The sequence below is a fragment of the Gammaproteobacteria bacterium genome (genome assembly GCA_016705365.1).
Classification (GTDB): domain Bacteria; phylum Pseudomonadota; class Gammaproteobacteria; order Pseudomonadales; family UBA5518; genus UBA5518.
The window spans coordinates 463,115-474,870 of sequence record JADIYI010000009.1 but is presented as its reverse complement, the minus strand read 5'-3'; the positions used below and the strand labels follow the sequence as shown (position 1 = coordinate 474,870).

At 59.9% G+C, this 11,756-nt stretch carries 13 protein-coding genes; 8 read left to right on the top strand and 5 right to left on the bottom strand.

Annotation, left to right across the window (positions count from 1 at the left end):
* Position 1: 1 nt before the first annotated feature.
* Together IPF49_20245 and IPF49_20240 are read right to left on the bottom strand one after the other, a co-directional pair.
* Positions 2-931, bottom strand: a complete 930-nt coding sequence (locus IPF49_20245; GenBank protein MBK6289922.1) for a hypothetical protein — start codon at positions 929-931, stop codon at positions 2-4.
* The gene (locus tag IPF49_20240) at positions 928-2,286 is read right to left on the bottom strand and encodes a TolC family protein (protein MBK6289921.1); all 1,359 of its coding nucleotides are present in this window, start codon (positions 2,284-2,286) and stop codon (positions 928-930) included. The genes IPF49_20245 and IPF49_20240 overlap by 4 nt, the downstream gene beginning before the upstream one ends.
* 669 nt (positions 2,287-2,955) lie before the next feature.
* On the opposite strand from IPF49_20240, the gene IPF49_20235 reads away from it, so the two are divergent.
* From IPF49_20235 to IPF49_20225, 3 genes are all read left to right on the top strand, one after another.
* Entirely contained in the window at positions 2,956-3,102 is a 147-nt protein-coding gene (locus tag IPF49_20235; GenBank protein MBK6289920.1) for a lmo0937 family membrane protein, read from the top strand.
* Positions 3,103-3,229: 127 nt separating this feature from the next.
* Positions 3,230-3,451 (top strand): hypothetical protein, encoded by a 222-nt coding sequence (locus tag IPF49_20230; protein MBK6289919.1) that lies wholly within the window; start codon positions 3,230-3,232, stop codon positions 3,449-3,451.
* Between the two features lie 28 nt (positions 3,452-3,479).
* Entirely contained in the window at positions 3,480-3,770 is a 291-nt protein-coding gene (locus tag IPF49_20225) for a coiled coil domain-containing protein (protein ID MBK6289918.1), read from the top strand.
* A gap of 173 nt (positions 3,771-3,943) precedes the next feature.
* On the opposite strand, the gene IPF49_20220 is transcribed toward IPF49_20225, so the two are convergent.
* Positions 3,944-4,084 (bottom strand): hypothetical protein, encoded by a 141-nt coding sequence (locus IPF49_20220; protein ID MBK6289917.1) that lies wholly within the window; start codon positions 4,082-4,084, stop codon positions 3,944-3,946.
* Between the two features lie 40 nt (positions 4,085-4,124).
* Between IPF49_20220 and IPF49_20215 the strand changes: the two genes are divergently transcribed.
* The 5 genes from IPF49_20215 (at position 4,125) to sulP (ending at position 9,144) form a co-directional block, all read left to right on the top strand.
* Entirely contained in the window at positions 4,125-4,418 is a 294-nt protein-coding gene (locus IPF49_20215; protein MBK6289916.1) for an addiction module protein, read from the top strand.
* A 167-nt stretch (positions 4,419-4,585) separates the two neighbouring features.
* Positions 4,586-5,767 carry an acyl-CoA dehydrogenase gene (locus IPF49_20210; GenBank protein ID MBK6289915.1) on the top strand — a complete coding sequence of 394 codons (1,182 nt, stop codon included), beginning with the start codon at positions 4,586-4,588 and terminating at the stop codon, positions 5,765-5,767.
* An 88-nt stretch (positions 5,768-5,855) separates the two neighbouring features.
* A complete protein-coding gene (locus tag IPF49_20205) occupies positions 5,856-6,674 on the top strand; it encodes a type IV pili methyl-accepting chemotaxis transducer N-terminal domain-containing protein (GenBank protein ID MBK6289914.1) in 819 nt (272 codons plus the stop codon).
* Between the two features lie 222 nt (positions 6,675-6,896).
* Positions 6,897-7,307 (top strand): ATP-binding protein, encoded by a 411-nt coding sequence (locus IPF49_20200; GenBank protein MBK6289913.1) that lies wholly within the window; start codon positions 6,897-6,899, stop codon positions 7,305-7,307.
* Positions 7,308-7,419: 112 nt separating this feature from the next.
* The gene (gene sulP, locus IPF49_20195; protein ID MBK6289912.1) at positions 7,420-9,144 is read left to right on the top strand and encodes a sulfate permease; all 1,725 of its coding nucleotides are present in this window, start codon (positions 7,420-7,422) and stop codon (positions 9,142-9,144) included.
* A gap of 407 nt (positions 9,145-9,551) precedes the next feature.
* Here sulP and IPF49_20190 read toward each other — a convergent pair whose 3' ends face one another.
* Together IPF49_20190 and IPF49_20185 are read right to left on the bottom strand one after the other, a co-directional pair.
* The gene (locus IPF49_20190; protein MBK6289911.1) at positions 9,552-11,021 is read right to left on the bottom strand and encodes an NAD(P)/FAD-dependent oxidoreductase; all 1,470 of its coding nucleotides are present in this window, start codon (positions 11,019-11,021) and stop codon (positions 9,552-9,554) included.
* 141 nt (positions 11,022-11,162) lie between these two features.
* Complete coding sequence (locus IPF49_20185) at positions 11,163-11,540, bottom strand: VOC family protein (GenBank protein MBK6289910.1); 378 nt, start codon at positions 11,538-11,540, stop codon at positions 11,163-11,165.
* Positions 11,541-11,756: the final 216 nt, after the last annotated feature.

Below are 11,756 nucleotides of genomic sequence, written 5' to 3'. Positions count from 1 at the left end.
GTCAGTCGGGCTCCGGCATGGAGGTGGCAAACTCCTTCGCCAGCAGGGCCTCGGCGCCGACGCTGACCACGCTTGCATCGCCCGCGGTTCCCGCCGGCACCAGCACGCCGTCGGCAACTGGCAGCGGAGTGCCGATCGCACGGCGCTCGAAGCAATCATCGGCATCCTGTACATAGATCCAGGCGAGTGCATTCCAGCGCACCAGCGCGCCATCCGGCAGCAGTTCCCCGGTCTGCACCGGGCCGGCAACGTGCGCGGCAAAACTCTGTCCAGCCGCGAGCGGGGTGGTGGCGGTGACCGCGAGCAGCAACATTCGCCCAAGCGATTGCAGGCGCATATCGCTGGTTCCTGCACTGCCGATATCGAGCGCCGCCAGCACGCGGTCGCTGCCATCGACGACGATGCTGACGGCGCCGCTGGCGGTAGTGGAGCGACCGATCGCATCGATGCGCGCGATCACCTGCCTGGCGTTGGCCAGTTCGGTGACGAGCTCCTGCTGCCGCGTGTTGTCGATCTGCGTGAACCATCCGCCCCAGTCCATGTCGAGGCGCGCTTGCAGTGCCTGCACCTGGCTGGTGTTGCCGATCGCCTGCGCGCGCATCGCTTCCAGCTCGCGTGGCGCGGCGCTGGAATCCGCGCTGACCAGCCCCTCGAGGCGTCGCGCTTCCCGATTCGCGGCATCCGCAGCCGCGCGCGCTGCCGAGAGGTCCGAGAGCAGAGTCACCAGAGCGCCCGAATCGAGCACCTGCAGCATCGCCTCCTGGCGGGTCGCGCGCTGCACCGGCTGGGCGCGAACGGTGGCAATGCCGAGGCGTGTCCGTGTTGGTGCATCCAGCCTGAGGCAGGCGACCTCGCCCGCTGCGTTGCAGGCAAGGGCGGCGATCGTCAGCACGCCCAGTGCGAGCGCGGAGGCGAGAGGGTGATGGTTCATGGCGCGGTGATCTCCAGTTCGGGTCCTTCGATGGCGCGGTGCAGCGCTTCCTCCAGCGCGGTTTCGGCATCGCGCAGCTGCTCCACTGCATCGGTCTCGGCCAGCTGCATGCCGAGTTCCTCGATCCGGGCGCTGGCCCATTGCCCGCGGTCGATTTCACCTGCCTCGAATTGCGCGGTGGCGCGCCGCGCGATGCGCTGCATGGCCGGCAACTCGTGGTTGCGGATCGCGCTCAACGCGCGGCGCGCCTGTTGCAGCACGGTGTCCTTCTGTTCGCTGTTGCTGCTGACCCGCGCATACGTTTCTTCGAGCGAGGCGGCGGCCGCCTCGCGTGCGCTCAGCGCCACCCCGATGGCGCTGCGGTTGAGATCGAGCGGTGGCAGCGCCAGCCCCACGTTCAGTGGCAGTTTGATCAGGCCGCGCTCCCAGGCATAGCCCGGGCCGATGCTGACGCCCGGGTACTGGCGTGCGAGTTGCAGGCGCAGATCGCTGTCGGACTGTTCGTAGGCGCCAATGGCGCGCAGCAGATCGGGGTGGCCCGAGACGTCCTGTGGTGCAGGGTTGGTTGACCGGGACAGTTCGGGCTGCAGAAAGTCCGGCCAGACCGATGCCTCGATCTGCAACGAATCCACGCCAATGCCCAGCGCCGCGGCAATGCGCTGTCGGGCGTCGGCCACGCTGTTTTGCGCTTCACGCAACAGCCGACTGTCACTGGCCGTTTCGAGCCGCACGCGGTCGACTTCAGTGCCGGCAATCTCTCCGGCATCGGCGCGGCGCGTGAGCGCCGCAAGACGCAGCGCGCGAGGTTCACCAAGCTCCCGCAGCAACGCGATCCGTCGCTCGCTGGCGAGAATGATGCCGAGATCGCGCCGCAACCCCGAGCGTATCGTCCACGAGGCATCGGCGAGATCGCAGCGGGCATACAACAGCGCGGTATTTGCCGCGTCCTGGCGACTGGTGCGGCGCTGCCCGTAATCGAGTGGCAGGTCGAGACCGAAGCCGAACTGCCATGGCGACGATTCGGCGGCGTGTTGTGCATACTCAGCCAGCAGGGACATCGAAGGCGACGGTGCCTGCCCTGCCGCGGTATTGGCGGCGAGTGCCACCAGCAATGCGGATTGCCGGGCGCGGATCGCCGGATTGTGCAGGCCTGCGGCGAGCACCAGGTCGAGCCGGTCCGGCTGCGGCGCAGGCCTTGCGCCAAGCCGCATCCGTTCGGCCGCAACCGCTGCGCGGTCGATTGCACGGGGGATTTGCGCCTGCGCGATCAGCGTCGCCGCGCTCGGCGCGGGCTGATAGCCGATGCAGGCGCACAGCCATCCGCACAGCAACAACAGGATCGTCAATCGCGCCAAGCCCGCGCTCCGCTGAATCAGGACGGAACAGTTATACCGGGCGGCGGTTTGTGCGGACTATGGCGCAACATTGGGGATCGGCAATCTTTGGACGAGGCGTCATGATCAGTTGCTGGCGTGCGTGCCGTTTATCGGGCGTCGCGCGTGCTTGGCAGGGTGGTGCGCCGGAAAAAGGGGACCGGAAAAAGGGGACAGATTTATTTTCTCTCTGTTTGAAATTGCGGTAAGGCAAGTCTGTGCGGCACGGTTGGGGCTGCGAGGACACGCCGTGAATACATCCATGTAGGCTCACTGCCGCCATCCCTGGCGGCAGATGGTCCTCGCAGCCCCAGCCGCACCGCGCAGGCGCTGGCCTGTCACAATACCGCAGCCGCCGTACTCCGCACGCGCTGACCTGGTAGTGCAGCGGCAGGCCGTCAGCGGAATTCGAAATACTCCGCAAGCGGTGTGGTCATCGCTTCCGTGAAGCACGCCTGGCTCCATCAAAAATGGGACCAAAAAAGGGGACGACCAAAAAAGGGGATCGATTCATTTACGGAGAAAATAAATCTGTCCCCAGCTGCTGTACTTGATGGGCCGGTTATGTTGCAATCATTCGACCTCGTTGCGCTTCGTGATTGAATCCGTGAAATACACGATTCACCAGGCGACGACAAAAGGAGAAGCAAAATGCTCGAGACTATTGCAGTTATCCTGATCGTCCTCTGGCTTCTGGGTTTTGTGAGCTCGTACACCATGGGCGGGTTCATTCATGTTCTGCTGGTCATCGCGGTGGTGGTGATTCTGGTTCGTGTGATTCAGGGTCGACGTCTGTAACCACCCTGGAGTGATTCCATTTTGAGCGGCGCCGGGCAGACTGCTCGCGGCTTCCTGTCACGATATTCATTCCTGGCCTGCTGTCGATGGCGTGGGCCCCAGGTTCTTGTAGAGAGAAGGAGACAAAATGAACGGGATCAAGATTGCAGGGGTCGTGCTGATCGTGCTCGGTGCCTTGGGCTTGGCATATGGCAGTTTCAGCTATACCAAGGAAACCCATGAGGCCAAGCTGGGACCTCTCGAGTTATCGGTAAAAGACAAGGAGACCGTCAACGTCCCGGTTTGGGTTGGCGTGGCAGCGGTAGTGATTGGCGGCGTGCTCCTTGGTTTCGGAGGCAGGAAGGGTTAGTCGCACCGGCTAGCGAAAGGAGAATCTCATGAGTGACAAAGAACTGTATCAGCAGAAGATGCAGGCTCGATTGGATGAGTGGCGGGCCGAGGTTGACAAGCTCAAGGCCAGGACTTCCGGGGCCAGCGCAGACGCTCAGCTGAAAATGAGCAAACAGATCAAGACGCTGGAAAGCAAGATTGAAGAAGGCAAGACGAAGCTCTCGCAGCTTGCCGAGGCAGCTGACGACGCCTGGGAGTTGATCAAGGACGACGTGGAATCGACTTGGGATTCCTTGAAGTCTGCGGCTGGTGACGCCGCCGCGAAATTCAAGAAATAGGAAGCTGTCTAATGAACAAGGATAGATCGCGCGTAGCTGCCGCTTGTCAAAGCGCGCGCCGGATCCTCACGGGCAATGTGGAAAACCCGCTCTCGGGATAGGAAAAAGGAGGAAAAAGGGGACAGATATATTTGCGGAGAAAATAAATCTGTCCCCTTTTCACGGTCCCCTTTTCACGCAAGGGGCTCTTCAAGATCGGTGAAGCGGAAAGTGCCGTATTGCTTCACGCGTACCTGTGCCGGATCGGTGATCCGATAGATGCGCAGATTGTCTTCTTCCTCGTTCGGTCTCCCATCTTCTCGGAGTGCTACCATCCGTGTCCGATTTGTTTGTATCGGGAGTCATGCGAAGGCCATGTCCACGACACTGGAAAAACTGGAAGAGCAGGCGTTGCAACTGCCGCCCGAACAGCGCGGCCAGTTGATCCACCGCCTGATCGTCAGCCTGGATGGAGAACCCGAAGGCACGCCAGAGGAAATCGCGCGCGCATGGGACGCGGAAATTGCCAGGCGCGTGACAGACATGGATGCAGGGCGCACGCAGTGGATTCCCGCCGACGAAGCGATGAGCCGTCTTCGTGAAAAATTCGCGCAGCCAGCATCAAGAAAAAGGAGAAAAAGGGGACAGATTTATTTACGGAAAAAATAAAGCTGTCCCCTTTTTTGCTTTTTTGGTCCCCTTTTTTTCAGGCGCCAGACCGCGCGGTTGTGGTTCAATCGGCAGACCACTCCACGGCGGGTAGTGCAAATTCGCTCGCGCTCTGCTTAGAATCGGCTTTCGCGATTTCGCTCGATCACCACTACCGGAGACTCGTGATGGCATCGTTCGGCTGGGCCAGTTTCGACTGGCAGGATCCTTTTCTGCTGTCCCTGGAATTGAGCGAGGAGGAGCGCCTGGTGCAGGAGACCGCGCGCGGTTATGCACAGCAGAAGCTGGCGCCGCGGATCCGTGATGCCTACCGGGAGGAAACCACCGACCCGGCGATTTTCCGCGAGATGGGCGAACTCGGGCTGCTCGGTTCGACCATCGATGGCTATGGCTGCCCGGGGGTCAACTACGTGAGTTACGGTCTGGTGGCGCGCGAGATCGAGCGCGTGGATTCCGGCTACCGTTCGATGCTGAGCGTGCAGTCGAGCCTGGTGATGTACCCGATCCACGCCTACGGCACCGAGGCCCAGCGCGAGAAGTACCTGCCGAAGCTCGCCAGCGGTGAATCGATCGGCTGCTTCGGGCTCACCGAGCCCGACTCCGGTTCCGATCCGGGCAGCATGCTGACACGGGCGCGCAGCGTCGATGGCGGCTATGTGCTGAACGGCGCCAAGATGTGGATCAGCAACGCGCCGCTCGCCGATGTGTTCGTGGTGTGGGCGAAGTGCGATGACGGCAAGATCCGCGGCTTCGTGCTGGAGAAGGGCATGAAGGGCCTGTCGGCACCGAAGATCCGGGGCAAGCTGAGCCTGCGTGCCTCGATTACCGGGCAGATCGTGATGGAGGATGTCGCGGTGTCCGCGGAGCACTTGCTGCCGAACGTGGAAGGCTTGAAAGGACCCTTCGGCTGTCTCAACAACGCCCGCTACGGGATTGCCTGGGGGGCGCTCGGTGCGGCGGAGGCCTGCTGGCACGCGGCGCGCCAGTACACCCTGGATCGCAAGCAGTTCGGACGTCCGCTGGCCGCAAACCAGCTGATCCAGAAGAAGCTCGCGGATATGCAGACCGAGATCAGCCTGGGCCTGCTCGGTTGCCTGCAGGCCGGACGGCTCAAGGACGCGGGCCATCTGGCACCGGAACTGATCTCCTTGCTGAAGCGCAATTCCTGCGGCAAGGCACTCGATGTCGCGCGCATGGCGCGTGACATGCATGGCGGCAACGGCATCTCCGACGAGTACCCGGTGTTCCGCCACATGGCCAACCTCGAGACCGTGAACACCTACGAGGGCACCCACGATGTGCACGCGCTGATCCTCGGGCGCGCGCAGACCGGTATCGCCGCATTCTGAGAAAAAGTGGAAAAAGGGGACAGATTTATTTACGGAGAAAATAAATCTGTCCCCTTTTCGCTCCTTTTCGCTTTTCGAGGGGATCATCATGGACAGACTCCGATTCGGTATATGGCTCCTGGCAGGACTGCTGTTTGTGGCGTTGCCACTGCCGGTGCATGCAGACACATCCACAGCAGCGGCGACCCCGATCGATGTCGTATCCGCCGTGAATATGGCGGGGCGCCAGCGCATGCTCTCGCAGCGCATGGTGAAGGCGTACCTCATGCTGGGACAAGGCATCGCGCCCGAGGATGCCCGAACCCTTCTGCAGGGATCGATCGCTCAGTTCGAAGCCCATCTCGCGGCGCTGAAAGCCTTCCAGCCGACCCCGAAGGTGCGGCATGCGAACTCCGCCCTGGAAGGCGAATGGGCGAAATGCAAGGCGCGGCTGACGGCACCCCCCAGCCGGACCGGTGCGGTTGAACTCTACGATGCCGGCGAGGCACTGCAGCAGGCGGCACACAGCGTGGTACTGGCCTATGTGGACGTCAACGAAGCGGCGATCGACCACCTGGTCGGCCTGGTAGGGCGCCAGCGGATGCTCTCGCAGCGCATGGCCAAGTTCTATTTCTATCGCAGCTGGGGACTTTATGACGCGCCGGCCGATATGGAATTGCATCTCAGCCGCGCGCAGTTCACCGCCTCGCTGATCCAGATCGACAGGTCGCCGCTCGTATCGGTACAGGCCAAGGCAGCCTTGGCGCAACTGCGACGTGAGTGGGAACCGTATCAGCAGACACTGTTCGCAAGCCACGATCCGCTGAATATGCGCAGCGATGCCGCGCGCGTGGCCCAGTTGAGCGAGCTGGTACTCGCGGCCACGGAGGATCTGGTCGCGCAACTTGTGGCGCAGTCGCCGCGCTGAAAAGGGGGACAGATTTATTTTTCTCTGTTTGAAATTGCGGTCACGCAAGTCTGCGCGGTGCGGCTGGGGCCGCGAGGTCCATCTGCCGCCAGGGATGGCGGCAGTGAGCCTACATGGATGTATTCACGGCGTGTCCGAGCGGCCTCTGCCGCACCCCGCAGACGGTGGCCTGGCAATGAACACCAAGGGTGTCAGCGAAATTCGAAATGCTCCGCAAGCGGTGTGACCATCGCCTCCTTGAAGCGCACCTCAAAAACGGGGGCAGATTTATTTACGAAGAAAATAAATCTGTCCCCTTTTCTACTTTTCGCGCACGGCGAGTTGCGCAAGCACCGCGCGCAGCTCAAGGCTGCCGATCTGCTCGTTATCGACGACCTGTTCCTGCGCCGGTTGCCGGCAAGTGCCGGCGATGAACTCGCCGACGTGCTGATGAGCCGTTACGAAAAACGCTCCACGATCATCACGTCCAACCGACCGGTCGAGGACTGGGCCACGCTGCTCGGCGACGTGGTCATCGTGACGCCGTTGCTCGACCGCCTGATGCACCATGCGCACCTGCTGAAGTTCGAGGGCAAGAGCTGGCGGCTACGGGAAGCTGCGGCACGAGTTGCAAAGCGCGCCGGCAGCGTGTAACCATCCACCCGTCCCGCCGCCTCAGATGGGGGAATTTGACCTGGCCACAGGTGGGGGAGTTTGAGGTGGCCGCCGGGGCTAATCAGGATCATATATATCGGACATACACATTGTGCTGACGAAATACTTTCCCGGACTGCTGTGGCTACAAGGTTATAGCAGACACACCTTTAGAGGTGATCTCTTTTCCGGTTTATCCATTGGCGTATTGTTGATTCCGCAGAGTATGGGGTATGCCATGGTCGCTGGCTTGCCTCCGGAAGTAGGCCTATACGCTGCGGTATTTCCACCACTACTTTACGCCTTGCTGGGGACATCCAACAAAATATCCATTGGGCCGGTCGCGCTCGATTCAATTTTGATTTTGGCAGGCCTAAGCACTTTAGCCACGCCAGGCTCAGAAGAATATTTACAGCTAGCAATTGTTTTGACCTTGATGGTGGGTTTACTGCAGTTTTTTTTCGGGCTTCTGCGTATCGGCTTTATAGCCAACTTCTTGTCTTACCCTGTTGTTGTAGGCTATACCTCGGCGGCAGCCATTATCATTGTTGGTAGTCAACTGCAGAGCTTGGTGGGTTCAACCGTGGACCATGTCAATGTTTTTAGTTTGGTCTACCAATTGCTGTCGCCAGACAACCATTGGAACGGTTGCACTGTCGCGGTCTCTGCAATCAGTATGTTCTTTATTCTCGTCAGCACTCGTTTGATACCAAAGCTCCCTACAGCTTTAATTGTACTTGTCATGGGCATGCTCCTGTCGGGTCTGTTTCAGATTGAGCAATACGGCGTGGTAGTTATAAGTTATATACCGCAGGGCATTCCACAGTTGAATTTTCCCAGTGTTAACGGCCGGCAATTGATCCAATTGCTTCCACTGGCAATGACCGTGGCTTTTATGGGCTATGTAGGAACTATTTCCATTTGTAAGTCACAAGAGACGCCCACAGACAAGTACAGCGTACAACCAAATCAAGAATTGATTGCGATAGGTCTCGCTAATATGCTTGGCGGCCTGTTCAGGGCGTTCCCTGTGTCAGCCAGCTTTTCTCGTAGTGCGGCCTTTCGTGCCTCCGGAGCTTTGACTCAAGTTTCAGCCGTTGTATCGTCAGCATTTGTAGTTAGTGTCTTGCTGTTTTTCGCACCTGTGTTTTCCAGATATCCACTTCCGGAAGCGATTCTTGCCGCGATTATTGTACTGTCGGTAATGAGCTTGTTTAAGTACGGAGAAATGAAGGCGCTCTTCTACCAGAACAAGAAGGATTTCTTTTGTGCCATGGTCACTTTTTGCATCACCTTGATCTTTGGCATACAGCAGGGTTTGCTTGTTGGAATTCTCGTCTCGCTGGGCCTGGTTGTATATAACAGTGCCAATCCTCATATGACAGAACTTGGCTTGATCAGAAAGCAGGGTTTATATCGAAATATTCATCGCTTTCACAACGCGGAAGTGCGTGAGGATATTCTCGTATTTCGATTTGATGCCCCCTTGTATTTTGCCAACAAGGACCAATTTATATCGCGCTTGTATGCTTGGATGAAATTACGTCCAGCGGGCAAGTTGAAGCTGGTTGTTTTTGATGGAAGCGCAGTAAACAGTATCGATAGTACGGCAATTCGAATGCTGTCACACGTAATTGATAATCTGAAAGAGCAGAATGTTGAATTATATCTCACCAATTTAATCGGTCCCGTGCGTGATGCTTTGACCAATTCCAATCTTGGGGAGTATCGAGGGGGGCATATTTTTTCTAACATTGATGACGCAGTGACATATTTTGACGAAGGTGTCTACAAGCGAGAGGAAATCGCGCTACAAACCAACGTACGTCGCTGGTAACTACTCAGCCTATTAGAGCAAGAATCACGGGGCTTGTGGAATGAACGGGTTTTCCTCGAAGACTCTGACAAACGCATCGAGGAGATCGATCTCCTGTTTTGCTACGGTCATCACGTAACTGCGTATGGGACCGAAAAGGGCGAAAAGGGGACAGATTTATTTTTTCTCTGTCTGAAATTGCGGTCACGCAAGCCTGCGCGGTGCGGCCGGGGCCGCGAGGACCATCTGCCGCCAGGGATGGCGACAAATCGGCAGGAATGCCGATTTGCACAGCGTATGCTGCCCGAAGGGCGTGCGCCAGGGACGGCGCACGTGAACGTCGAGCCTGCATGGATGTGTTCACGGCGTGTCCGAGCGGCCTCCGCCGTGCCGCGCAGGCGCTGGCCTGGCAGCGCAGCCGCAGGCCGTCAGCGAAATTCGAAATGCTCCGCGCGTGGCGCGGCCATCGCTTCCCTGAACTTCGCCTGGCTCCATGGCCAGGTGGCCGGCACACCCTCGGCATCGAGGTACCAGCTCTTGCATCCCGAGCCGAAGATCGTGTTTTTGGCGGCTTCGATGCGCGCAGCCTCGTACTCCTCGAATGCGGCGGGAGTCGGCGAGATCTCGCGACATTCACCGTTGCACAGCCGCTCGATCAACTGCGCGATATAGGTCCACTGCTGCTCGGCCACGTCGATCAGCGAGAAATTTCCGACCGGGCCGGTTGGTCCGTTCAGCATGAACAGGTTCGGGAAATCGGGGATGGAGATCGCGAGCAAGGCGCTTGGACGCCTCGCCCATGCATCGTTCAGCGCTGTGCCATTGCGTCCGATCACGTTCATCGGGCGCATGAACATGTCGGCCTTGAAACCGGTGGCCAGCACCAGCACATCGAGTTCGTGCAGCACACCGTCGCGGGTGCGCACGCCGCCCGGCTCGATGCGCTCGATAGCGGCGTCCACCAGCGCAGCATTCGGGTGCTGGATTGCGCGGTAATAATCGGGCGAGTAGATCAGCCGCTTGCAGGCCGCACGGTAATTCGGGCGCAGCCGCTCGCGCAACTGCGGATCGCGCACGCTGTTCTCGAGGTTGGCAAGCACGATCGCCTCGATCTCGGCCATGCCGGGGGAGTCGGTGTTGACGATGGCGTTGGTGAAGCGCTCCACATTGGAGAGATATTCCGGCTCGTTCTGCATCCGGTGCAGCAGGGCCGGATCGCTGCGAAACGCCGCTTTCTGCTCCTCGGTGAAGGCCGGGTTTTCCACCGGCATGATCCATTGCGCGGTGCGCTGGAAGTGGCACAGCTTGCCGGCGCGCGACGCGAGTGCGGAGATAATCTGCACGCCGGTCGAGCCGGTGCCGACGATGCCGATGCGTTTGCCGTCGAGTGCCACGGAATGATCCCAGCGCGCACTGTGGAAGCGGGCACCCTGGAAGGTATCGAGGCCGGGAATGGACGGCTGGTTCGGGTGGTGCAGGACCCCGGTGGCGGCGATCACGATGTCGGCCGCATCGCGCAGCCCGCTTTTCATCTCGAGCTGCCAGCGTCCATCGTGGAATTCGCAACGGATGATTTCCTCGTTGAAGCGGATCAGCTGCTCCACACCGTACTTCTTCACGGTGCGTTCGAAGTACTCCTGGATTTCGGCGCCGGGCGGCAGCATGTGGCTCCAGTCCGGGTTTGGCTCGAACGAATAGGTATAGGCGTGCGAGGGCACATCGCAGGTGAGTCCCGGATAGGTGTTTTCGCGCCAGGTGCCGCCGATCCGGGCGGCTTTCTCATAGATCGTGCAGTTCGTGATGCCGGCTTCGAGCAGCTTGATGCCGCTCAGGATGCCTGACATGCCCGCACCCATCACCACCACGCGCACATCGCGTTGCGTTGCCCGATCGCCCATCTGCAGTACCCTCTGCTTGTTCTGACAGCCACTACTCTACGGCGAATACCCGCAAGCCGAATCATCCATATGCACTAAATAAAGCAGCATGCAGCGCCGCGCCGCGTGCGGAGCCGTCGTCGCACAGACTGCCGCGTCGTGTCACATACGATACAGTCCGCAAAGCTTGTTGCCGTCCGGGTCGCGCACATAGGCAAGATAAAGCTTGCCAAATGCACCCTCGCGCACACCCGGCGGATCCTCGCAGATGGTGCCGCCACTGCTCAGGCCCGCGACGTGCCAGGCATCTACCTGTTCGGTCGAGGCAAGGGCGAAACCGATCGTGCCGCCGTTGGCATGGGTCGCCGGCTCGCCATCGATGGGCTTGCTGACCATGAACAGGCCGCCGTTGTGGGCGTAAACCAGCCGGCTCTTGTCATCCGCCATACCCGGTTTGCCGCCCAATGCGCCGAACAGGGCGTCGTAGAAAATCTTGGCCCTGGCCGGATCGTTGGTGCCTACCATGATGTGCGAAAACATGCAGCTCTCCTGTGTGTTGGTGATTCGATGCGTATCCTGACGCACTGTGGAGCAGGATGCCAGCATTTTGCCTTCCCGGTCGCATCACACGGGGGATCGGGTGTGTGCCCGAGGCCCGCGAGCGGGAGGCGATGTACCCCGACAGGGGTGCATGGCGGGAAAGCTCGATCGGGTACCATTGCGCGAGTTGCCCTGCCGCCACTGCACGATGGCAGC

Excerpts from the sequence above, each read along its gene's own strand:
- IPF49_20225 (MBK6289918.1), top strand. The coding sequence starts at position 3,480 with ATGAGTGACAAAGAACTGTATCAGCAGAAGATGCAGGCTCGATTGGAT.
- IPF49_20220 (MBK6289917.1), bottom strand. The coding sequence starts at position 4,084 with ATGGTAGCACTCCGAGAAGATGGGAGACCGAACGAGGAAGAAGACAAT.
- IPF49_20215 (MBK6289916.1), top strand. The coding sequence starts at position 4,125 with ATGTCCACGACACTGGAAAAACTGGAAGAGCAGGCGTTGCAACTGCCG.
- IPF49_20190 (MBK6289911.1), bottom strand. The coding sequence starts at position 11,021 with ATGGGCGATCGGGCAACGCAACGCGATGTGCGCGTGGTGGTGATGGGT.
- IPF49_20230 (MBK6289919.1), top strand. The coding sequence starts at position 3,230 with ATGAACGGGATCAAGATTGCAGGGGTCGTGCTGATCGTGCTCGGTGCC.
- IPF49_20185 (MBK6289910.1), bottom strand. The coding sequence starts at position 11,540 with ATGTTTTCGCACATCATGGTAGGCACCAACGATCCGGCCAGGGCCAAG.
- IPF49_20205 (MBK6289914.1), top strand. The coding sequence starts at position 5,856 with ATGGACAGACTCCGATTCGGTATATGGCTCCTGGCAGGACTGCTGTTT.
- IPF49_20235 (MBK6289920.1), top strand. The coding sequence starts at position 2,956 with ATGCTCGAGACTATTGCAGTTATCCTGATCGTCCTCTGGCTTCTGGGT.
- IPF49_20245 (MBK6289922.1), bottom strand. The coding sequence starts at position 931 with ATGAACCATCACCCTCTCGCCTCCGCGCTCGCACTGGGCGTGCTGACG.
- IPF49_20210 (MBK6289915.1), top strand. The coding sequence starts at position 4,586 with ATGGCATCGTTCGGCTGGGCCAGTTTCGACTGGCAGGATCCTTTTCTG.